Origin of the sequence: Collinsella sp. AF15-51 (genome assembly GCF_003462845.1) — a bacterium.
Lineage (GTDB): Bacteria > Actinomycetota > Coriobacteriia > Coriobacteriales > Coriobacteriaceae > Collinsella.
Genome location: NZ_QRYG01000003.1, coordinates 102,283 through 123,913 on the forward strand (window position 1 = coordinate 102,283; position 21,631 = coordinate 123,913).

Consider the following 21,631-nt stretch of genomic DNA (forward strand, 5'->3'; position numbering starts at 1 on the left):
CTATTTCTTAAGGAGATACGGATAGCTGTCGCGCACGGCCTTGATGGTCAGGCGGACGGCCTCGGGCAGACCGGTGTTGACGGCATCGACCGAGACGGTGCGGACCGTGCCGGCGACGCGGACCTTAAAGTGGTCCTCGTCCACTGCCAGGAAGCCCTCGTTCTCGGAGTTCTCCATGTCCTGATCGCTCCAGAACAGGGTGAGCTTGTCCTTGTAGGGACGACCCTCCTGGTAGGGGCAGAACACGGCGCAGTTGCCGCACTCGTTGCACATGCCGTCGATGTGGACGACCTGATGCTTGGCCAGGCCCGGCACCTTAATTGCCACGTTGGCGCGGTTGGGGCACACATCGCAGCAGACCTCGCACACCGAGCCGCAGCCCAGGCAGCGGGTCTTGGTGCAGTTGCGCTTGTCGCGGCACAGCGATCCCTTGCGCTCGTAGCAGGTGTCCTCGCGGCCGGCCTGCTCGTTGCAGTCGGCGTACTTGTTAAAGTCCACGCCGGCAATGGCACGGGCGACCTCGGCGGCGTCGGCGATAGCCTCGACCACGGTAGCGGGACCGCGGCGGCAGTCACCGGCAGCCCAGACGCCCTCGACGCCGGTGGAGGTGGCGGCAAGGCGGCCGCGACGGTCGTGCTCGACGCCCGCGGCGTCGTACAGGCTGGCATCGATGCCCTCGCCCACGGCGCAGATCACCGTGGTGGCGGAAAGCTCGACGGTCTCGCCCGTGGCGACGGGGCTGCGACGGCCGCTTGCATCCGGCTCGCCAAGTTCCATGACGTCGCAGGTCAGCACGGCGCCGTTGAGCGCCTTGGGCGCCAGCAGCTCGCAGAACTCAACGCCGTCGGCAAGAGCAAGATCGAGCTCTTCCTCGTCGGCGGGCATCTGCTTCTTGGTGCGGCGATACACCAGGCGCACGTTCTTCACGCCAGCAAGGCGCTTGGCCACGCGGGCCGCGTCCATGGCGGTGTTGCCGGCGCCGATGACCACGACGTCCTCGCCCAGCTCGAGCTTCTCGCCCTTCTTGGCGGCCTCGAGGAACTCCAGCACGTCGAGCTCGGCACCCTCGCCCAGGCCCGCAGAGCCGGGCATCCAGGCACCAGTGGCCACGACTACATCGGTAAAGCCCTGGGCCTTGAGCTCGTCAATGGACTCCACGCGGGCGTTGAGCTGCACCTTGGCGCCAAAGGCCAGACAGAGCTCGGCATCGTGGGAGATATCGTCGCTCGCGATACGGAACTCGGGGATCACGTGACGGACCACGCCGCCGAGAGAGTCGCGGGCCTCGAAGATAGTGACGGGCACGCCGGCGCGCGTCAGGAAGAACGCCGTCGCCAGACCGGCCGGGCCGCCGCCGATAACGGCAACATTGCGCTCGGCGTCGTTGGCAATGGCCTGGGCGCGCAGCTTGGGCAGCACGGCGGTCATGGCCTCGCGGGCGGCCTTGAGCTTGCTGGCGCGAATCTGGGCGCCCTCGGGCTCGTAGAATGCACGCTCGCAGGCACGGCCGCAGGGATGCGGGCAGATGGTACCGGTAATGAACGGCAGGGCGTTGCGCTCGATGATGATGTTGAGCGCGTCCTCGTAGCGGCCCTCGTCAACAGCCGCCAGATAGGCAGGGATATCCTGCTGGATGGGGCAGCTCGTACGGCACGGCGTGGTAAAGCAGTCGGAAAGCGGGCTCTTGCCAGCGACCTTGCGGTCGGGCAGCGGGCGCAGCGGCTTCTTGTAGAGCGGGTTGGTGAGTGAGTCGGTCTGGATCGCGGTCACGGCCTCGAGAGAGACGCCCGCGAACGGCTTGCCGTCCAGATCGGTAAACTCGCCGGCCATCTGGCTAAAGCGCTCGTAGCCACCGGGCTTGAGCACGTCGGTCGCCAGGGTGACGGGCCAAATGCCGGCGTCATACAGGGCACGGATGTTGTAGACCGTGGCACCACCGGAGTAGCTGATGCGCAGCTTGCCGTCAAACTGCTCGGTAATGCGGCGGGCGGCCTCGATGGTCAGTGAGAACAGCGAACGGCCGGACATGTACATCTCGGTGGAAGGCAGCTCGTTCCTCGTCACGTCGACGGGGAACGTGTTGGTCAGCTTGACGCCGAACTCCAGACCGCGCTCGGCGCACAGGGCAATCAGGCGCTCGAACATGGGCACGGCATCGGCCCACTGCAGATCCTCGCGGAAGTGCGTGTCATCAAAGACGATGTAATCAAAGCCCAGCTCGTTGAGGCGCTGGCGGGCAAACTCATAGCCCAACAGCGTGGGGTTACACTTGATGTAGGTGTTAAGGCCCTTCTCGGTGATGAGGTAGGTCGCGATGCGCTCGATCTCGGCAGGCGGGCAGCCGTGCAGGGTAGACTCGGTGATGGAGTTGGAGACGCGCGCCGGGATGGACTCGACAAACGCAGCGTCGACATGCTCAAACTTGTCCAGGTTGGCGAGTGCCCATGCGCGGCACTCGTTCCAGACGTCGGAGCCGCTGGCGTCCTTCATGCCCTCGATGTAGGCGTCGACCTTGGGGCTCTTGATGCCCTCGAGGTCATAGCCCACGGACATGTTGAAGACAAAGCCGTCCGGGCTACCCAGGCCGTACTCGCGAGCGATCAGGTGGCAGGCGAACCATGCCTTCACGTACTCGGCAAAGGCCTGCGGAACCTCGAGCTCGGTCGACCATTCGCAGTTGTAGCACTCGTCCTGCGCCACGATGCAGGGCTTGTTCACACACTTGGAGAGCTCCTCGCCGTCCATAACCTGGACGGTCTTGAGCTCAAAGAAGCGGGAACCAGCCACATAGGATGCCACGATGTTCTGGGCCAGCTGCGTATTGGGACCGGCGGCCGGGCCAAACGGAGTCTCGATGCGCTCGTCAAAAATGGGAAGCGCACCCTCCTGGTTGGTCGTGACCATCTTGCGCACGCCAAAGATGGCGTCCTGGGTCTTATGCTCCTCGATGATCCAGTTCATCAGCTGCGAAAACGGGATCGGCCTCATGATGTCGCTCATAGTGAGTTCCTCTCTGTAACGCCCGGCGAGACCGCGCGGCGGGCGCAAATACGGTGTAGCGCTAGCACAGCGCCGGCGACCCCGCGGAGGCCGCCTATACGCGCGTCGGATGCGGCGAAACATCCGACGCGCGCGAAACTACTTGTGAATTAGTAGGCGCGATCGTTGAGCGTGCTCCAGAGCTTCTTGGACTCAGCCATGGTCCACGCGTTGATCTTGTCCTCATCAATGCCAACGAACTCGCGATCCTTGTACAGGACGCGGCCGTTGATGATGGTGGTGCGGCAGTTTTTGCCCATCATGCCAAAGAGCATGTGGCCGTCGATGTTCTCCTCGCTCAGCGGCGTAAAGGGCTTGTAGTCCATAACGATGACGTCGGCGGCAGCGCCGGCCTCGAGCACACCGAGCTTGCGGTCGAAGTACTTGCTCGCCATCTTGGCGTTGTTCTCGAACAGCATGGTCATGGCCTCGCACCAGCCCACGTTGGGCATGGCGGCGTTGTGGCGCTGAATGATCAGGAAGACCTTGAGGCTCTCGAGCATATCGTGAGTGTAGGCGTCGGTGCCCATGCACACGGGGATGCCGCGGCGGAAGAACTCGAGCACGGGGGCGCAGCCCACGGCGTTGCCCATATTGGATTCGGGGTTGTTGACGAGCCAGGTACCGGACTCCTTGACGATATCCATCTCGGCAGGCGTCACGTGGATGCAGTGGCCGAGCATGGTGTCGGGACCCAGCAGGTTGTGCTGCAGCAGGCGCTCGACGGGGCTGATGCCACCGCGGTTGAGGCGGGAGTCCCACACGTCATTCATGCCCTCGCACACATGGATGTGGAAGCCGGTCAGACCGTTGTTGGCCTCGGCCATCTTGTCCATGGTCTCGTCCGAAAGCGTAAAGGTGGCGTGACCGCCAAACATGGCGGCGATCATGTGGTTGTCGTTATCGCGACGCTCCTTGGCGGCCCACTGGGCAAACTCGGCGTTCTCGGCAATGGCCTGGTCGCATTTTTCCTGACCGCGGCGGTCGGAGACCTCGTAGCACAGGCACGAACGCATGCCCAGCTCCTGAGCTGCATCCTTAATGGTAAAGAGGCTGCCTGGGATCTCGCAGAAGCTCGCGTGGTGATCGAAGATCGTTGTGACGCCATCGCGGATGGAGTCAAGAATCGTGGCATAGGCGCTGGCCTTGGTGCCGTCGAGCGTCAGGTTGTCATCGATCTTCCACCACTGCTGCTCAAGATTCTCCAGGAAGTTGGTGGGGTTGCAGCCCTTAATGGCAAGGCCGCGGGCCAGACCCGAGTAGATGTGGGTGTGGCAGTTGATGAGTCCGGGCATGATGAGGTTGCCCTGGGCGTCGACGTACTCGGCATCCGGGTACTTGGCCTTGAGCTCGCGCTCGGGGCCTACTTCGACGATCGTATCTCCGTCAATGGCGACCGCACCGTTGGGAATGAACGGGGTCTGAGAATTGCGGGTAAAGACAGAACCGTTAGCGACCAGAAGCATGAATGCTCCCTTCAACATCAGAGGCGGGGTTTGACACCTCTGACATAGCGGAAGTGCGAAGCGCCGGCCTACACCGGAAACGGGCCCTCTCCCGTCAACGCTTCACCAAAGGGGCAAGCCCTTTGAAGTGCGGCCTATCGCCGCATGGCGTCGGCGGACGAGGCGATACGTCCGCCGACGAATAGCACCGAATTGGTTACTTCTTGCTCTCGGGCAAGACCAGATCCACGGCAGCGTCCTTGGCGGCATCGATGTGCTGAGCCACGACCGGCGTCTGCGGAAGGATCAGATTAAGGACAATGGCCATGATTGCGGTGGGGGTTACGGCATTGGAGCCGATGACGGTGGACACCCAGGCGGGCATACCCTCGCCGGCAAGGCAACCGCTGGCCATCCAGATACCCAGGCCAAAGACGACGGAGGTGCCGACGATGGTGGTAGTGCGCTGCGTGAGGCCCTCGCGGGTGAACATGCGCACGCCATTCATGGTGATGGTGCCAAAGACGCCGACGGTCGCGCCGCCGATGACGGGCTGCGGGATAGCGGAAAGGACGGCAGAGAGCTGCGGGAACAGACCGGCAATGGCAAAGACGGCCGCGATGATCACAAAGACCCACTTGTTGACGACCTTGTTGGAGCAGATGATGCCCACGTTCTGACCAAGGGCGCTGGTGGGAAGACCGCCCAGCAGGCCGCCGACCATAGAAGTGAGGCCCTGGGACACGATGGCGCCGGAGAGCTCGCGCTCGGTGGGCATACGGTCGATGGAGCCCAGGCAGGCGGCGGAGACGTCACCGATAACCTGGATGGCAACCATGGGGAACACGACGGCGAGGGTAATGCAGACCTCGGGATCAAACTCGAGCGCGTAGGGCATGAGCTTGGGAAGGGCGAAGACCTGAGCGGTGGCGACGCTGGAGAAGTCGATCATGCCGAAGGGGATGGAGACGATCATGCCAACGATCATGCCAAAGAACACGGAGCCCAGCTTGAGCGTGCCCTTGCCAAAGTTGGCGAGCGCAAAGACCACTGCGAAGGTGATAAGAGCGACGCACCAGGCCTGCGGGGTGCCCCACAGCGGCGTGCCCATGCCGCCGGCCATGTACTTGACGGCCGTGGGATACAGCGAAACGCCGATGGAGAAGATGACCGTACCGGTCACGACGGGCGGGAACAGCCACTTAATCTTGCTGTAGGCCAGACCAAAGAGGACCGCGACGGCACCACCGACAATCTCGCCGCCCAGCAGCGCACCAAAGCTAAAGCCCGAGGCACCCATGGCCTGCAGGGCCGGCAGGAACGCGAACGAGACGCCCATGACGATGGGCAGGCCGCCGCCGATGCGGCGGAAGGGAGCGAAGGCCTGAAGGGCCGTGTCGATTGCCGAAAGAATGAGCGCAACCTGAATGATGTCGGTGCTCTGCTGGCTATTAAAGCCGTAGACGCCGGCCATGATGACAGCCGGGGTGATGATACCGGCAAACGAAGCCAGTACGTGCTGAAGGGCACACGGGATCATTTCCTTAACGGGAGGCATGCCTTCACGAGTGAACAGGGCTTCAGTGCCGTTCGTAACCGTCTCCTGGGTCATTTGACCACCAATCCTCGAAATAGTTGTTTCGCATCTAACGCTCTATTGTGACGCAGTGCGGGGTTGAGGTTGTGCCTTCGTTGCATATCGTATTAAAGATGATTCTCATTCTCAATAATAATTTTTTGTTATCAGACTATTCTTCAGCTGAGATAATGCATTTCCGCAGGTCAGGAAAGTGTCTGGTCAAAATAACATCTAACTTTTCTTTTGGTCAACCGTTTACCGCCAAATTCCTACCGTTCGTCTGTATTACGCAATGTACCTGCGGATATACGAGATGAAGAGTAGCGTGTTACCATGAGAAAAAATTGTTATGAACCTTCCGATTTCACCCAAAGGAGTTGCCCGTGAACGAGACCGTACGTCGCTTTTTGCCGATGGTCGATTTCCTGGAGCAGATACTCGGTAAGAACAGCGAGATCGTCCTGCACGATTTCTCGGATCCCGACCACGCCATCGTCGATATTCGCAACGGCATCGTGAGCGGCCGCAAGGTCGGCGGTCCCGCCACCGATCTGGCGCTCAAGATCATGCACGACCCCAAGTATCGCGACCTGCCGTTTATTACGGGCTACGAGGGGCGCGGTGCCGGTGGCAAGACGTTGGAGTCCGCGACGTTCTTTATCCGCGAAAATGACGAGATCGTCGGTATGCTCTGCGTCAACACCGACCTCTCGACCGTACGCTCCATCAACGCCATGGCGCAGCAGCTCATGGCGTGCTTCGACGCAGCGCCGACGCGCACGGAGCCCGCCCCTATCGAGGTCGAAAGCCTTTCGGAGTCCACCCAGGAGCTCATCGACCGCAGCATTGCCGAGTTGCTGAGCGCGCGCGGGCTGGATGTAGCGTCGCTTGGTCAGAGCGACCGCGTGGACGTCATTCGCCACCTCAACGGCAACGGGGTGTTCATGCTCAAGGGCGCCGTGGCCTGCGCCGCCACCGCGCTGGGCATCTCGGAGCCCAGCGTGTACCGCTACCTGCAAAAAGTCCGCAAGGAGGGCTAACGAGCAAAATGGAGCGCGGCTCCACAAGCGATTCGTCACCTGACAAAAGACCCTGCAGCTCGCACGCGCTGCAGGGTCTTTTTGCATGTCATGTTTAGTTGTGGTCAACGCCTTAGAGAGCGGCGACGACCTCGATCTCGACCAGACCGCCAGCCGGAAGAGCGGCAACCTGGAAAGCGCTGCGCGCGGGGAACGGGGCCTCGAACTTGGAGGCGTAGATCTCGTTCACGGCGGCGAAGTCGGCAATGTCAGCCAGGTAGACTGTGGTCTTGACGACATCGGCAAAGGTGGCGCCGGCAGCGGTCAGCAGGGCCTCGACGTTAGCAAGGGACTGCTTGGCCTGGGCCTCGACGCCCTCGGGCATCTTGCCAGTTGCGGGATCGATGCCCAGCTGGCCGGACAGGAACACCATGTTGCCGGTCTGGATACCAGGGGAATACGGGCCGATGGCTGCGGGTGCGTTATCGGAAGACACGACGGTCTTGCTCATGTTTTTCTCCTTACAAGTAAAAGGGAACGGGAGCGCGGCGTTCACACCGGGAGGCACAGTTCGGTCTGAACACCGCGCTTGATTGGGATAGTACTCAAGGTTTCCGCGCGATGCAAGATTATTATCACGTTGCGAGAATATTTTATCGCCCAACGGTTTCCCCGGACCGCTGAACGGTTCTCATGTGGAGCAGCCAGTCCAAGCTGCTGAAGACTTTATCCCGCTTGGAACGCGGGCATCGCCTGCCGCGACGGCACCACTATACTTTTGAGTATCTGAGCATTTTGAAAGGCAGGATATGACCGCAACCGCCAGTCGAACCACCAACCGCAGACCCGAGCTTTTGGCGCCCGCCGGAGGGCCCGAGCCCTTTGCCGCCGCACTCGCCGCCGGGGCAGACGCCATCTACTGCGGCATGGGCAGCTTCAACGCACGCCGCAAGGCCACCAACTTTACCGACGAGGCCTTTGAGCAGGCCTGCCGCGCCGCGCACCTGGCCGGCTCGCGCGTCTACGTCACGGTCAACATCGTCATCAAGGAATCCGAGATGAGCGATGCGTTGCAGCTCATCCATCGCTGCTCCACGCTGGGCGCCGACGCCTTCATCATCCAGGACTGGGGCCTGTTCTTTGAGGTCAAGCGCACCATGCCCGGCATCGAGACGCATATCTCGACCCAGGCGAACATCCACGACGACCGCGGAACCCTTTGGTGCCGCGAGCAGGGCGCCGACCGCGTGACCCTCTCGCGCGAGCTTTCCATCGACGAGATTGCCGCCATCCACGATGCCGCGCCCGATGTGGACCTTGAGGTCTTTAGCCATGGCGCCATCTGCTTTTGCTACTCTGGCCTGTGTCTGCTTTCGAGCTTTGCCATGGCGGGACGATCGGCCAACCGTGGCATGTGCGCCCAGCCCTGCCGCTTGCCCTACGAGCTGATCGACGAGAACGGTCGCTCGCTCTCCCCTGCCGGTCGCGAGCGCGCGCTGTGCCCACGTGACACCAACACCTCACAACTTGTTCGCCGCCTGTATGACGCCGGCGCTGCGTCGCTCAAGCTCGAGGGCCGCATGAAGGCGCCCGATTACGTGTATTCCATCGTCGACGTGTATCGTCATCAGATTGATGACATGCTGGCCGGAACCACCGTTGCCAAGGACGAGAAAGCCGCCCGCCAGCGCCAGCTCAAGCGCTGCTTTAACCGCGACTTTACGCACGCCTATCAGGACGGCACCTCGGGCGACGAGATGATGAGCTATGAGCGTTCCAACAACCGCGGCCAGATCGTGGGCACGGTGCTGGGCAGCCGCCCGGCCAACCGCGATGTGCGCGGCCTCAAGCCCGACGACCGCCGTCGCCGCGCCGCCATCGCCCGCATTGAGCTGTTTGAGCCCGTGGGCAAGGGCGACCTGCTGGAGCTTCGCCACGATAACGAGTTTGACCAGTTCCTGACCACCATTGCCGCCGATGATGCCGCAGCCGGTGAAGTCATCGAATGTCGCGTACCCCGCAGCATGCCCGAGGGCTGCCGCGTCCGCGTGATTCGTAGTCAGCGTGCCATCGACGCCGCCGGCGCCGCGCTCAAGCGCGATGTGCTGCGCCGCCGAGCTGTTGATGTGTCCGTCGTGGCGCGTCTGGGCGAGCCGTTTACCGTTACGCTCACCTGCTGCGACGACCCTTCGCTTACGGCCACGGCCACGGGCTTTACCGTCGAAGCCGCCAAGACCCGTGCGGTCGAGGCGTCCGATCTGGTTGAGCACGTCGGCCGCATGGGTTCCTCTCCCTTTGAGGCTGCGAGCTTTGAGGTGGCGCTCGATGAGGGCTGTGGCATGGGTTTCTCCGCCGTACATAAGGTGCGCGCCGCCGCTTGCAAGGCGCTGGAAGAGGCCATTCTGGCGCCGTACGCGGAGCGCGCGAAAACGCTCGAGCTGCCGGCGATTGTCACCAGTGATTCCCGCCCCGCGCCCGAGCACTACCGCGACGAGCCGCAGATCTGCGCCACCGTCACCTCGCTCGAGGCCGCCGAGGCAGCGCGGGCGGAGGGTGCAACGCGCATCTACATGACCACCGACGCGCTCGATGCGGCCAAGCTCTCCCCCGCCGATACGTTTGAGCAGGGCATCGTACCCGTGCTCGATGAGGTCTGCCGCGCCGTTGACCACGTCCGCGTTGACCCATGGGTTGTTGCCGGCGCCACGGTCGCTATTGGCAACATCTCTGAGCTTGCCCTGGCCGCCCAGGTTGGCGCCACGGCCGAGATTCGCTCTTGCCTGCCGGTGCACAACACGCCCTGCATGGAGGCGCTTGCCGAGCGCGGAGCCGGTGCGTTTTGGCTCTCGCCCGAGATCACGCTCGACGAGATTATCTCGCTCGGCACCGCCGCGCCCGCGGCTCTGGGCATCACCGTCTTTGGCCGCCCGCGCGTCATGACAAGCGAGCATTGCATTCTGCAGGTTGCCAACGGCTGCATCCACGATTGTGCCAACTGCCGCCTGCGTGCCCGCAAGCTCTCGCTCAAGAATATCGACGCCAAGGTCATGCCGGTGCGTACCGACATCCACGGCCGCTCACGCCTGTACGACGCCTACCCCATCGACCTCACGCCGCAAGTTCCGCAGCTGCTCGATGCCGGCGTGCGCCGTCTTATGGTCGACGGAACCTTGCTCGAGGCCGATGAGATTGGCCGTGCCGTCGCTCGCGTCCGTCGCGCTGTCGAGGCGGCTCAAGCCGGCCGCAAGCCGGCCGCCCGCCTGCGCGGCGCCACCTCGGGCTGCATGTTTGTGGGAATTAGCTAACCGAAAGGCTTACACGTGAACGAAGAACCTCAAGTCCTCTACTGCGACGCCTGGCTCATGGCCATCGACAAGCCCGCCGGCATGATCGTCCACGGTGACGGCACCGGCGAGCGCACACTTACCGACTACGCCAGCGACCTGCTGCTGGCGATGGGCGACGGCTTTGCCGCGACCGACATGCAGCCGCTCAATCGCCTGGACCGTGACACCACCGGCGTGGTGCTGTTCTCACTCGACAAGCAGACGCAGCCCGCCTTTGACCAGATGATCATCGACCACGCGTTCGAAAAGCACTACCTGGCGCTCGCCGAGGGCAAGATCGACTGGAACGAAAAGCTCATCGACAAGCCCATCGCCCGCGACCGTCACGACAGCCGAAAGATGCGCGTCGGCGCCAGCGGCAAGCCGTCTCAAACGCGCGTGAAGGTGCTCAAGCGTCTTAAGAGCCGCCGCGGCCTGCCCACGCGCTCGTATATCGATGTCGAGCTGCTCACCGGCCGCAAACACCAGATTCGCGTGCACCTGGCGAGCGAGCGCCATCCCCTGGTGGGCGACGACCTGTACGGGACGCCGCGTCCTTGTGGCCTCATGCTCCACGCCCACAGCGTGTCCTTTACGCATCCCGTAACCGGCGAGCACATCCACATCGAAGCCCCCTGCCCCTGGGAGCCCTAAAACCTGCCAAAAAGGGACAGGTTTATTTTGGCAGGTTTTATCCGGACAAACGTCAAAACCACCACAAAGGTTCCTGCCCCTTCGCGGTGGTTTTGGCCTTGCCCCGTCGCTAGACCGTGATGACGTTGTCCATTGCCCGGTACTTGGCGGGGACCTCGCCTGCGGTAATAATCGTTGCATCGCGGAAGTCCGCGAACTTGACGGGCGCCACCATGCCAAATTTACTGGCGTCCGAGATTACGAAGCGCTTGGCCGTATGGCGCATCGAGATACGCTTTACTTGCGCCTCCTCGATATCGGGCGCCGTGAAGCCCTGCTCGGCGGCAATGCCGTTAGAGCCCCAAAAGCCGCAGTTGAAGTTGTAACGGTCTAAGGTTGCCAAGGCATCGGGGCCAACGAGCGCCTCGGTCTCGGGTTTGAGCTCGCCGCCCAGCACCACGGTACGCATGCCGCGCAAAGCGAGATGCTGAACATGGAGCACGGAATCAGTCACATAGGTGACACCTTCAAGGTGTGGAAGATGCTCGATGAGCCTGAGCGTCGTCGAGCCCGAGTCGATGTACACAAAGCTCTCGGGCTCCACCAGCGCCGCCGCACGGGCGCAGATACGTTCCTTGTCGTCGTTATGGAGATCGCTGCGCTCATTAAGCGTTAGGTCGCGCGTCACGTGCGCGCGCTCAAGGCTCGTCGCCCCACCGTGCACCTTGGCGATACGGTGTGCGCGATTGAGCGTCTGCAGGTCGCGCCGAATGGTAGACGCCGTCACGCCCAGGGCCTCAGCAAGCTCCGGTACGGTAACCGAGCCCGTCTGCTGCACCATCGACACGATTGCGTTGAGCCTATCTTCCGCAAGCATCGCTTACTCCTCCTCGGGGTACACGACTCCCCAATCGGCGCGAAGCTTGGTCATAAGCTCCATAACATCAGAAGTATAATCCAGAAGCTCGCGCTTGGAGTCGTCGCCGGCAACGGCCTTCTCAAGATCGGCCATCTCATAACACAGGGCGTAAGCCTCGGTGCCTGCGTGGACCTCCTCGCGGTGGCCGTCCGCAGTCCACACGATGGTCGCGTGATCGGCACGCGGATATTCGTTGACCTCGATGTAGCACTTGTCAAAGCTGATGACCGAGCGCTTGGGCTGCTTGGAGTGAAGCGTAAGGCTCACGACGCCCAGCTGCTGCTCGGCATTGCGGCAGACGATGCCGCCCGCAACATCGACTCCAGTCTCGCAGGTGTTGCCTAGAGACACGACCTCGGCGGGCTGGCTCGCCATAAACAGGCGCATGACGGACAGGGCATACACACCAATATCGAGCATGGCACCGCCGGCAAGGTTGCGATTGTAGAAACGGTTGGTCAGGTCGCCGTACTCCTTGTAGCTACCAAAGTTGAGCTGAGCGAGGTTCATGCGGCCGAACTCGCCGGCATCCATGCGGCGACGCAGCTCTTGATACAAGGGCATGTGGAGCACCGTGGTAGCGTCCATAAGGACCACGTTGTGCTCGGCGGCAATGGCACGGGCCTCATCGAGTTCAGCGGAATTGAGGGTAATGGCCTTCTCGCAGAGCACGTGCTTGCCGGCTGCCAGGGCAGCGCGCAGATAGGTGATATGAGTGTTGTGCGGGGTAGTGATGTAGACGGCGTCGATGCCAGGATCGGCGTAGAGGTCCTCAACCGTGTCGTAGACCTTCTCGATGCCATACTGCTCGGCAAAAGCCTGAGCCTTGGACAGCGTACGGTTGGCGACGCCCGCAAGCTTGCGACCGGCAAGAGCAAGGGACTGAGCCATCTGGTTGGCGATAACGCCGCAACCGATGACGGCCCAATGGAGCTCGGGAGCCGTAAAAATATCGTCGGGGAACGGCTTGTCCTGGACCGAAGCGAACGCTGCTTTGGCGGCTGCCGCGGCGTCGATCGGAGCCTGCTTGGAATCTGCCATTATGTGCCTCCTGTGTCATAGAACGCCTTGCTTTCTGACAGCTCTATATTCGCACAAACACGCGCTTCTGTGCGCGTTTTTGCGTATCTCACCGCTAAACGGTCATTGTTGTCCCGAAAACGGCGCATCTATACGCATATTCACGCAATCCCACGCACGCAAATACGCACAAATGCGAACCGGTCATTGCTCAGAGACAGGGGCTTATGCTTAGAACTCAAAAGACAGGATGATCCGCTTCGCCTCGTCGCTCATGGCGCGCTGCAGCTCTAAGGACCGTCCCAAACTGCCGACAGAAAAGGAACGTTCCAAACTGCAGACAGAAAAAGAACGTCCCCAGGCGCCGGCATTTCAAGAGTACTCATTTAAGTCTGTCCCCAATGAGTGGGAGTAATCAGAGACCCTTTGCGAGGGAGGCCGGACGTGGCCTTCCTCGTTTTTATTCATGGACTTTAGTCCGTGCCGCGCGGCACGCGCGGCATAGAAAGCCACCCGCTCAGCGGGTGGAGGCCAATTTCCGTTACGCGACAAAAACCTTCCCCCTAGCATGAGGATTGTTCAGGTCATCATACTAGGGGGAGGTGATTGCTGTGGCCCAGAAAGCCAACAGCCTCGCGTACACGAAATGGCTGTGCAAGTACCGCATCGCACCGAGGTCAAGCTCATCGCCGCCATCGTCGAGAAGCACCCCAAGGTGCGCTTTGCCGCGAGCCGCACCTCGGCCCACGCCGACCTCTACGACCGCATGGAGCAGGCCCTGTGCGAGCGCGTGGCCAACGCGGTGGAGGTCGTCCGCTCCGACATCAGCCCCGCGCTTCTTGTCCACACCGGTCCAAACCTCGTGGGTGTGGCGGTCCAGGGACTCTAGCGGAGGCGGGGCGTCCTGCCCCAAAAACAAATGCAAAAGACGAGCACTTCTTGCCGCTCAATTGGCAAGAAGCGCTCGTCTTTTCTTAACGCGTTGTATGGCGGAGAGAGCGCAAGTTACGCGAGCGCCCTTCTTGCCAGCTCGGCCGCGCCGAGGATTCCTTGGTCGCCGCCGCAGCCCGGGGCGCAGATGTAGCTCTCCATGTCCTTAAGCTCGGCGGTCTGGATGTAGCCACCCAGATATTCGAGGGTCTTCTTGCGGACGATGCCGTAGAGCTGCTCCTGGTGCATCACGCCGCCGCCGAGGACGATGCGGCGAGGCGAGTACATGAGCACGAGGTTCGCACACATCTGCCCCAGATAATCCCCCTCGAGCGCCCACACCTCATCGTTATCCGCGAGCTCGGCCGCGGGCTTTCCCCAGCGCGCGGCGATGGCGGGGCCGGAGGCGAGCCCCTCGAGACAGCTCGCGTGGCTCGGGCAGACGCAGCGTCCCTCCTCGATGGGACGGGTCCTTACCAGCATGTGACCGGCCTCGGGGTGCAGCATGCCGTGAAGGAGTCTGCCCGCGCACATGACGCCCGCGCCCACGCCGGTGCCGATGGTCACGTAGACGGCGTCCTCGAGCCCCTTGCAGCAGCCGAAGACCACTTCGCCGAGGCAGGCAACGTTCACGTCCGTGTCGTAGGCCACCGGAATCCCGAGGGCGTCGGCGAACGCGGCGCGAAGACCATGGCCTCGCCACGCGAGCTTGGGCGTCTGGAGGATGGAGCCGTAGCGCTCGTCGTTGGGGTTGACGCAGGTCGGGCCGAAGGCGCCGATGCCCAACGCGTCCACATCGCGGGCGGTGAACCACTCGATCATCTGCGGGACGGTCTCGGCGGGCGTAAGCGTCGGGGTCTCCATACGGTCGAGGACCTCGCCGTCGCCGGACACCACGGCACAGACCATCTTGGTCCCGCCGGCTTCGAGGGCGCCGAGCCTCATTTGCTTTTCGCTCATGTGATCCTCCTTACAAAGGGACGCCCGCAGTCATGGTCAACCGCGGGCGCCCATAACGTTGGCTTGTTTCGAGGCGACCCTACCTGGGCACGCGGTCCTGCCTTGCGGCAAACGGGGCGAGCACGGCGTGCGGCTCGCTTTGGTACCAGTAGGCGACGGTGGAGATGTCGTCCTCGCGCTCGTAGAGCTTGATGTCGTCGTTGCCGAGGTCCTGGAACGTCACGCGCAGGTCCTCCTTGAACGAGATCGGGTCGGGAAGGTGCCACCTGTAGAGGCCGTGCCTGGGCAGCGCGTCGTCGTTAGTCGCGAGCATCGGATTCGGGTTCGGCTTGCCCGCGCTGAAGCGGTCGCGCGTGGCGTCGCGCGTCGAGCGGTACGGGTAGCCGGCGAACAGCGTGTTGAAGCACTGCGCCTCGGGCAGCGCGTGGGGCGGCCTGTCGAGGAAGGCCCAGGCACCGCCGAAGTAGTCCTCGGCTCCCGTCGAGGTGACCGTGGGGAACTCCTCGTCGCCGTCGAGGAAGAACTTCATCTCGCCCTCGCCCCACCAATAGCGCTCCAGGGCGCACAGGGCCATGTAGGTGCCGACGTAGTAGCCCTTGCCGCGCACGCCGTCGAGCACGGTGTAGTCGACGCCCCTGCGGGTGCTGCGCTCGCGGTTAAAGCGGGCGTGGAAGTACATGGCGTCGTCCGGCACGTCGGTGAGCGCGTAGTTGAACGTGTAGAAGATGTACTTAATGAACCCGGGGTGCTCGCTCGTAAGCGTGACCTTGGCGTGCTTCCTGAAGGGCATCTCGAAGTAGCAGTTCATGCCGCCCGTCGGGTTCACGCAGATGGGCATCGAGTTGACGATGGCGCGCTCACCGAAGCCGTTGCAGAAGAAGTCGCCGACAGGGCACTCGACCGAGGGGGTCTCCTCGTCGTCCCAGTAGAAGCGCAGCACGAGGTCACGCATGACGAAGCTGCCGGCGGCGGTCTTGTCGGGGACGGTCATCCAGATGTGGCGGATGATGCCGGGTCCCTCGATGTCCGCGAGCGTGATGGTCTCGCCGGACTCAAGGGGCACGCAGCACGAGCCCTTGCGGCCGACGCCGAGGTGGCTGGCCGACATGGCGGCGCGGCCCTTCTCGCCCGTGATGTTCTCGGGGGTGATGGCGCGGCTTTCCTCACCGCCGTGCATCCACACGTCCTTAAGGAACTCTCTCATCGTCGACCTCCTCTATTCGTCGTCGTCGCACTCGGCGGAACTGGCACCGTTCACGTAGATGATCTGCTGGCGCGCCTCGTTGACGAGGGCGTCGAAGTCGAGTTTCTCGTCGGGGCGCGCGAGCGCGACCGTCATGGCGAGCGGGAGGTTGACACCCGCGATCACGTGGATCCGGTCGGAGGCGAAGCGGGAAAAGCGCTGGTTCACGCTGCCGCCGTACGCGTCGGTGAGGACGACGACCTCGTCAGTGCCCGAAAGAGCCGCCTCGACCGCCGCGTCGAGCCCCTCGCCGTTGTCGTTCACGTAGGCGCACACGGCGTTGACGGCGTCGCCCTTACCCGTAAGGAACTCGAGGGTGTCCTTGAAGCCCTGGGCGAGAAGGGAATGGCTCGCCACAACTATCTTTCTCATTGATTCACCAATCTCTTGGGTCGAAGCTAGGCGAGGATGCCGGCGGCGGAGGCGACCATCGCGAGGACGATCACCACGAGGATGAGGGCCGTCATGCTCGCGTTCTTCTTGGTAAGAAGGTAATACGCGCTTCCCGTGATGGCGGCGGGGATCATGGCAGGCAGGATCTTGTCGAGCAGCGGCTGAATCTCCATCGCGACTTCGCCGAAGCTGAAGCTAATCGGGCAGGTGACGCCGATGACCGAGGCGATGAGGCAGCCGACCACGGTGAGGCCGAGCACGGAGGCGGCGGCAGTGAGGTTGGGAAGCTTCTCGCTGAAGTCGGTGACGAGCTTCACGCCCTGCTTGTAGCCGAACTCGAGGGCGTGCATGCGGACCCAGAAGATGGCCAGGATGAGCGCGAACCAGATGCCGGCTCCCACGGGGTTGCCCTCGATGGCCATGTAGGCGGCGATGGAGCCCATGATGGTCGGGATCATGGTCATGAGCAGGGAGTCGCCGACGCCGGCGAGCGGTCCCATGGTGCCGATCTTCAGGTCTTGGACGGCGTCCGCCGCCGCTAGGCCGTCGCGCTCCTCCATGGCCACGCAGGCGCCAAGGATGATGGCGGCGAGCCAAGGCTGGGTGTTGTAGTAGCGGAAGTGGTTGTTGAGCGCTTGCTTATAGTCCTCGTCGTTCGTGTAGATCTTCCTCAGGACCGGCGAGAGGGCGTAAGCGACTGAGGCGCCCTGCTGGGTCTGGTAGTTGAAGGTGCACACGCTCATGAGCCAGCGCCAGTTCGCGTTGCGCAGGTCCTTCTTGGTGACCTTGTAGCCGGAGGGCTTGCCCTCGGCGACGGCGGTGATGTTCTCGTTTTCCATGGTTACTCATCCTCTCCGATGAAGGCGTCTGCGGAAGCGTGGGCGGCGAGCTCGGTGTCCCTCTCGGCACGCTGGTAGAACGCAATCGCGAGGGCAAAGCCGACGATGGCGGCGCCGATGATGGGCACGTTCAGGAAGGCTGAGAGGAAGAAGCCGGCGAGCAGGTACTGGAAGTACTTGGCGGTTGGCATGTAGCGGAGCAGCATGGCGATACCGACGGCCGGGAGCATCTTGCCGGCGAGGGTGAGGCCGGAGAGGAACCACTGGGGCATGACCTCGAGGAGCCAGTTGACGGCGGGCTGGCCGAGCGTCACGGAGACAAAGACGGGCAGGGCGGCGCACAGGCCGAAGAGTGCGGGGCAGACCCACAGGATGGCGTTCATCTGATTGAACTTACCCTCGTTGCAGAACTTCTGGGACTTCTCGACGACAAAGCCGTTGAGGATCTTGACGACGACGTCGAGCTGGATGCCGAGCATGCCGACCGGCAGGCCGATGGCGAGGCCCGTGTCGGAGCCCAGGGTCACGCCGTAGGCGGTGGCGATGATGGCCATCGTGCCGTAGTCGGGAATCGACGAACCGCCGAAACCCGCGACGCCGAGCTGCATGAGCTGGATGGTGCCGCCGATGACGAGGCCGGTCTGCCAGTCGCCCATAACGACGCCGGTGATAAGGCCCCAGAAGACGGCATAGTTGACGAAGATCATCGGGATGCCGTAGTAGTCCACGTGCTTGATGAAGGCAAGCAGGGTCAAAAGGACGACCTGCAGGATAGTGAAGTTGACCATGATCCCTCCTTAGATGAGGTCGGCGACGGAGACGGGCTTGTCGGCGGGCACGAACTGTGCCGTCACCTTGACGCCGCGGGCGATGAGCGCCTTGTAGCTCTGGACGTTCTCGGCGGAGGCGTAGGCGCGCTGGGTGAGCTGGATGCCGTCCTCCTTGACGAGCGAGCCGCCGACGACCAGCGACGGGAGCTCGACGCCCGACTCGACCAGGCGAAGCATCGTCTCGGGCTCCTTGGCGATGACGAAGACCTTCTCGCGGTCGTACTTGCCCGCGGCGAAGTTCTTGAGCGCGGTCTGCTCGGAGATGATCGAAACGGCCATGCCCGCGGGGCGCGCCATCCTCATGGTGGACTTCAGGACCTCGTCGCCGGCGACCTTGTCGTCGATGACCATGACTCGGGTCGCGCCCGACACCGGGGCCCACTGCGTCACGATGATGCCGTGAAGCAGGCGATTGTCGATTCGTGCCATAACAACACTCATGTTTGCTCCTATCAAATGAAGTTTTGCGTTCGGTACTGCCTCGGCGCTATCCGGATTCGCGCCGGGCAAGGGGTTATCGGATTATTGAGGACGCGCGGTCAGCTTGCGGCGGCGCGGGGAAGGTCACTCGTCGAGCAGGAGGTCCGAGGAGCCGAGGCGCTCTTCTCGCGCCGGGGCGGCGCTCACGCTTATGTAGTCGAAGACATATGCGATCTCGCTTACGGGAACCTCTACGCGATAGCGCGTCGAGATGCTCGAGAAGCTCTGCCTGAAGGACTCGATGAAATCGGCGCGTTCCTCCTCGAAGCGGTCCTGGCCAACGTAGGTCTCAATGGGGTTTCTGGTAACAAGGCGCTCGACGAGACAGCAGAGGTGAACGTAGAGCCCAATGATGGCGTTGCTGCCGATCTTCTCGCCTGTCCTGCGCTGAAGCTCGTGCACGGCGCTCTCGATCTCATGGAATAGCCGCTCCGGGTCGAGGATGGTGATGGAGCGGATGACGTTCTGCAGCGTCATGTTCGAGAGCAGCTTCTCGTGGAAAGAAGAGAGCTCGGAAGCGTCAAGCCACCTGCCGAACACGGCATCAACCTTAGAGGCGGACGCCGTCGACATGATGTCCTCGAGGGCGACGAAGGGGACGGAGGCGACCCCGGGGTCTCCCGTGCCGATGACGGCGCAGACGCGGTGCTCGGAGAAAACGGCGTCGTTCGACCCGTTCGCGACGAGCTGCTTGAAGGGCCTCGTGAGCAGGCGCGCGCCTATGGTGCGCGGGAGGCTCTGCGAGACGAGCTGGCGTATCCTCTCCGCGGCGTCGACCCCGGACTCGGAGCAGAAGACGATGGCGTCCTCACGGTTGACGCGCTCGATCACCTTGCAGTGCGTCACGCACGCGGCGGTCGCATCGCCAAGAACCTCGGCGATGGACTTGCCGCCGAGCAGCCCGACCCCGATCTCGAGCGCAAGACCGGTAGAGACGTTGTTCACCACGCCGATAGTGGAGTCGGTAACGTTCTCGAGGGCCTTATAGGCCTCCTCCAAGGAGCCCATGTCGACGAGGAACACGACCCCGGTGCAGTAGGAATGGCGGTCGACGAGGCGCTGGAGCGGACCGACGATGTCCTTCATCTGCTGGTCGTAGGGCATGTCGACAGCCTCGTACACATGCATGCCGAGCATACGGTTCGCCGCGTCGGCGATGCTCGTCGCCGTTGAGTAGCCGTGGGACAAGATGACGCAGAGCGTCCGAAGGGCCTTCGCATCGCGAGACTCCGATGCGACGCACAGCGTCAGAAGCGTCTTCGTGAAGTGATCGAGCGAGATTCCCAGCGCCCCTTCCACGTCTGCGGCGACCTGATCGGAGACACTCGAGGCAAACGGCAATTCGGAGGTCACGGCACCGAGGAGATGGGAGATTTGCTCCGCACAGGCAGACTTTCGCTTAGCCAGACCGATACCCGGCCACAACTGCAGGCAAATTTCCTGGGCCAGTAGAAAAGCGACCTTCCTCGAAAGCTCGATGCCATAAGAAGAGCCTGCGTCGGCAAGGACCGCGCCCACGACGCGCTCGAAGGCGCGCGACCTCGAGGAGGCGACGCCGTGGTCGAAGATCAAGTGATCCTCAACGCCGCGCACAGCGGAGACAGCTTGCGAGACAAGCTCGGAGACAGAGAGCTCCCCGGCGCAGAATCGCTCATCGAGGGAGCACAGGGCATCGAGCGCCTGCTCGACCGGCCCTGTGCTCTCGGCGGCATCCAGAGACGCGTCGATCAGAACGCCATCGTCGGGCTGTTGATCGATCTGCGCGGAGGAGAGGAGCCCGCTGGGAAGAAGATACGGGCGAACGACGACGTAGTCGCCCTCGCGATTGAGGAACGCTTTGGCACAGCAGTTCGTCACGCAGGCGCGCAAGCCGGCGATGTTATCGGAAAAGTCCGCGTTCACGAGGCAACGGTATGCGCCGCGGCTGATCTTCACATCAGAACCGATTCGGCACCCCTCGCTGCGCAGGAAGCTCAAGATGAGATCCTCGCGCTCCTCGGGGGTCCGCTCCTTGAGTGAGGGGACGCGGGCACAGATGGGCATTTTGCTGTAGGCCGAGGAAACCTTCAGGTCATCGGCGGAAAGCGTCGTCGAAAGAACGAGGCGAGCGCGCGGCGCATCCTGGGAGGCATCGAGCCCGAGGGCCGTCGCAAGGCAGTGCTCCATCGCAGAGGGAGAGAGTGCCTCGATGCCGTTGACAAAGACCACACCCCCGCGCGCTTTCGCGATCGACTCGTCAAGAAGCCCGTTGAACGAGGCGGCGTCCGGGACCCCGGCGCAGTCGATGCGCACATAGGAGGAGTCGCGGGACAGCAAGCCCTGGTTCTTGCCGTACTTGTATACAAGGCGAGAAAGGAAAGACTTACCGACACCCACGCCGCCGCTCAAGAGGATGGGCAGGCCAAACGGAGGGTACTGAACCGCAGCCTTGCACTGCTCGACAACGGAGCTGAGGCTCATGTCGAAGCCCACGGCACGCGCGAAGTCGCGGTGATCGGCGATTCCCGTCGCCTGGATGAGGTCGGCGAGCGAGGCGTACTCGCTTGCAGAGAGCTTTACCTGAAAACGCTTCTGGAACGCGCGGCGATGAAAATAACGGACAGGCCTGCCCGCCACCTTAACCACAAGACCGGCGCGAACAAGGTCGTTGAGGTACTGGCTCGCCAGGCTCCTGGAGATGATGAGCGTCTCGGCGATGTCGGAGGTGGACAGACGGGCAAGGTCGTCGAGCGAGACGGCAGAGGTGAGGGCCTCGAGATGCTCGAGAATCCTGTCCCTCATGTCGACGGGTTTCTTTGCCAAGCTGTCCTGTGTGGTCTTGTCCATGACTTCTTACCTCCTCGTACAAGGAGTATAAGGGGAGAACAGAGAACGGAAGGGGGCGCGTGGGGGAATCAACAGCTCCGAGGAAAAGTCCACCACTTGAGGGGCAGAAAACAACGGCCATTGAACATTCAGGGCCGACGCTCAACACTT

Annotated in this window: 17 protein-coding genes; 4 read left to right on the forward strand and 13 right to left on the reverse strand. The window is 62.7% G+C overall.

The annotated features are described in order from the left end of the window. From ygfK to DWW51_RS02610, 3 genes are all read right to left on the reverse strand, one after another. Window positions 1-3,000: a putative selenate reductase subunit YgfK gene (gene ygfK / locus DWW51_RS02600; protein ID WP_117773420.1), complete on the reverse strand. Its 3,000-nt coding sequence runs from the start codon at window positions 2,998-3,000 to the stop codon at window positions 1-3. Between the two features lie 149 nt (window positions 3,001-3,149). Beyond that, entirely contained in the window at window positions 3,150-4,505 is a 1,356-nt protein-coding gene (gene ssnA / locus DWW51_RS02605) for a putative aminohydrolase SsnA (protein ID WP_117773422.1), read from the reverse strand. 196 nt (window positions 4,506-4,701) lie between these two features. Then, window positions 4,702-6,096 carry a uracil-xanthine permease family protein gene (locus DWW51_RS02610; RefSeq protein WP_055285183.1) on the reverse strand — a complete coding sequence of 465 codons (1,395 nt, stop codon included), beginning with the start codon at window positions 6,094-6,096 and terminating at the stop codon, window positions 4,702-4,704. Between the two features lie 350 nt (window positions 6,097-6,446). On the opposite strand from DWW51_RS02610, the gene DWW51_RS02615 reads away from it, so the two are divergent. Beyond that, window positions 6,447-7,103 carry a transcriptional regulator gene (locus DWW51_RS02615; protein WP_231501550.1) on the forward strand — a complete coding sequence of 219 codons (657 nt, stop codon included), beginning with the start codon at window positions 6,447-6,449 and terminating at the stop codon, window positions 7,101-7,103. A gap of 112 nt (window positions 7,104-7,215) precedes the next feature. Here DWW51_RS02615 and DWW51_RS02620 read toward each other — a convergent pair whose 3' ends face one another. Then, window positions 7,216-7,593, reverse strand: coding sequence for a RidA family protein (locus DWW51_RS02620; protein WP_035137477.1), 378 nt, complete (start codon window positions 7,591-7,593; stop codon window positions 7,216-7,218). A 298-nt stretch (window positions 7,594-7,891) separates the two neighbouring features. On the opposite strand from DWW51_RS02620, the gene DWW51_RS02625 reads away from it, so the two are divergent. Both DWW51_RS02625 and DWW51_RS02630 read left to right on the forward strand, forming a co-directional pair. Next, window positions 7,892-10,387 (forward strand): U32 family peptidase, encoded by a 2,496-nt coding sequence (locus DWW51_RS02625; protein WP_117773424.1) that lies wholly within the window; start codon window positions 7,892-7,894, stop codon window positions 10,385-10,387. A gap of 15 nt (window positions 10,388-10,402) precedes the next feature. Next, window positions 10,403-11,062: an RluA family pseudouridine synthase gene (locus tag DWW51_RS02630; protein ID WP_231501551.1), complete on the forward strand. Its 660-nt coding sequence runs from the start codon at window positions 10,403-10,405 to the stop codon at window positions 11,060-11,062. A gap of 109 nt (window positions 11,063-11,171) precedes the next feature. Here the strand turns inward: DWW51_RS02630 and DWW51_RS02635 are convergent, their stop codons facing one another. After that, window positions 11,172-11,918, reverse strand: a complete 747-nt coding sequence (locus DWW51_RS02635) for a DeoR/GlpR family DNA-binding transcription regulator (protein ID WP_117773426.1) — start codon at window positions 11,916-11,918, stop codon at window positions 11,172-11,174. Window positions 11,919-11,921: 3 nt separating this feature from the next. Continuing rightward, window positions 11,922-13,001, reverse strand: a complete 1,080-nt coding sequence (locus tag DWW51_RS02640; RefSeq protein WP_117773428.1) for a Gfo/Idh/MocA family protein — start codon at window positions 12,999-13,001, stop codon at window positions 11,922-11,924. 631 nt (window positions 13,002-13,632) lie between these two features. Here DWW51_RS02640 and DWW51_RS02645 point away from each other — a divergent pair. Beyond that, the gene (locus DWW51_RS02645; protein ID WP_117765044.1) at window positions 13,633-13,869 is read left to right on the forward strand and encodes a hypothetical protein; all 237 of its coding nucleotides are present in this window, start codon (window positions 13,633-13,635) and stop codon (window positions 13,867-13,869) included. 116 nt (window positions 13,870-13,985) lie between these two features. Here DWW51_RS02645 and DWW51_RS02650 read toward each other — a convergent pair whose 3' ends face one another. From DWW51_RS02650 to DWW51_RS02680, 7 genes are all read right to left on the reverse strand, one after another. Further along, a complete protein-coding gene (locus DWW51_RS02650; RefSeq protein ID WP_197032144.1) occupies window positions 13,986-14,870 on the reverse strand; it encodes an ROK family protein in 885 nt (294 codons plus the stop codon). 79 nt (window positions 14,871-14,949) lie between these two features. Next, window positions 14,950-16,074: a glycoside hydrolase family 172 protein gene (locus DWW51_RS02655; RefSeq protein WP_172676343.1), complete on the reverse strand. Its 1,125-nt coding sequence runs from the start codon at window positions 16,072-16,074 to the stop codon at window positions 14,950-14,952. Window positions 16,075-16,086: 12 nt separating this feature from the next. After that, entirely contained in the window at window positions 16,087-16,485 is a 399-nt protein-coding gene (locus tag DWW51_RS02660; protein WP_089572475.1) for a PTS sugar transporter subunit IIA, read from the reverse strand. A gap of 26 nt (window positions 16,486-16,511) precedes the next feature. Further along, window positions 16,512-17,345, reverse strand: coding sequence for a PTS system mannose/fructose/sorbose family transporter subunit IID (locus DWW51_RS02665; RefSeq protein WP_117773430.1), 834 nt, complete (start codon window positions 17,343-17,345; stop codon window positions 16,512-16,514). Window positions 17,346-17,347: 2 nt separating this feature from the next. Then, complete coding sequence (locus DWW51_RS02670; protein ID WP_117773432.1) at window positions 17,348-18,133, reverse strand: PTS sugar transporter subunit IIC; 786 nt, start codon at window positions 18,131-18,133, stop codon at window positions 17,348-17,350. Window positions 18,134-18,142: 9 nt separating this feature from the next. Beyond that, window positions 18,143-18,616 (reverse strand): PTS sugar transporter subunit IIB, encoded by a 474-nt coding sequence (locus tag DWW51_RS02675; protein ID WP_089572478.1) that lies wholly within the window; start codon window positions 18,614-18,616, stop codon window positions 18,143-18,145. Window positions 18,617-18,739: 123 nt separating this feature from the next. After that, window positions 18,740-21,481 (reverse strand): PRD domain-containing protein, encoded by a 2,742-nt coding sequence (locus DWW51_RS02680; protein ID WP_117773434.1) that lies wholly within the window; start codon window positions 21,479-21,481, stop codon window positions 18,740-18,742. Window positions 21,482-21,631 lie beyond the last annotated feature (150 nt).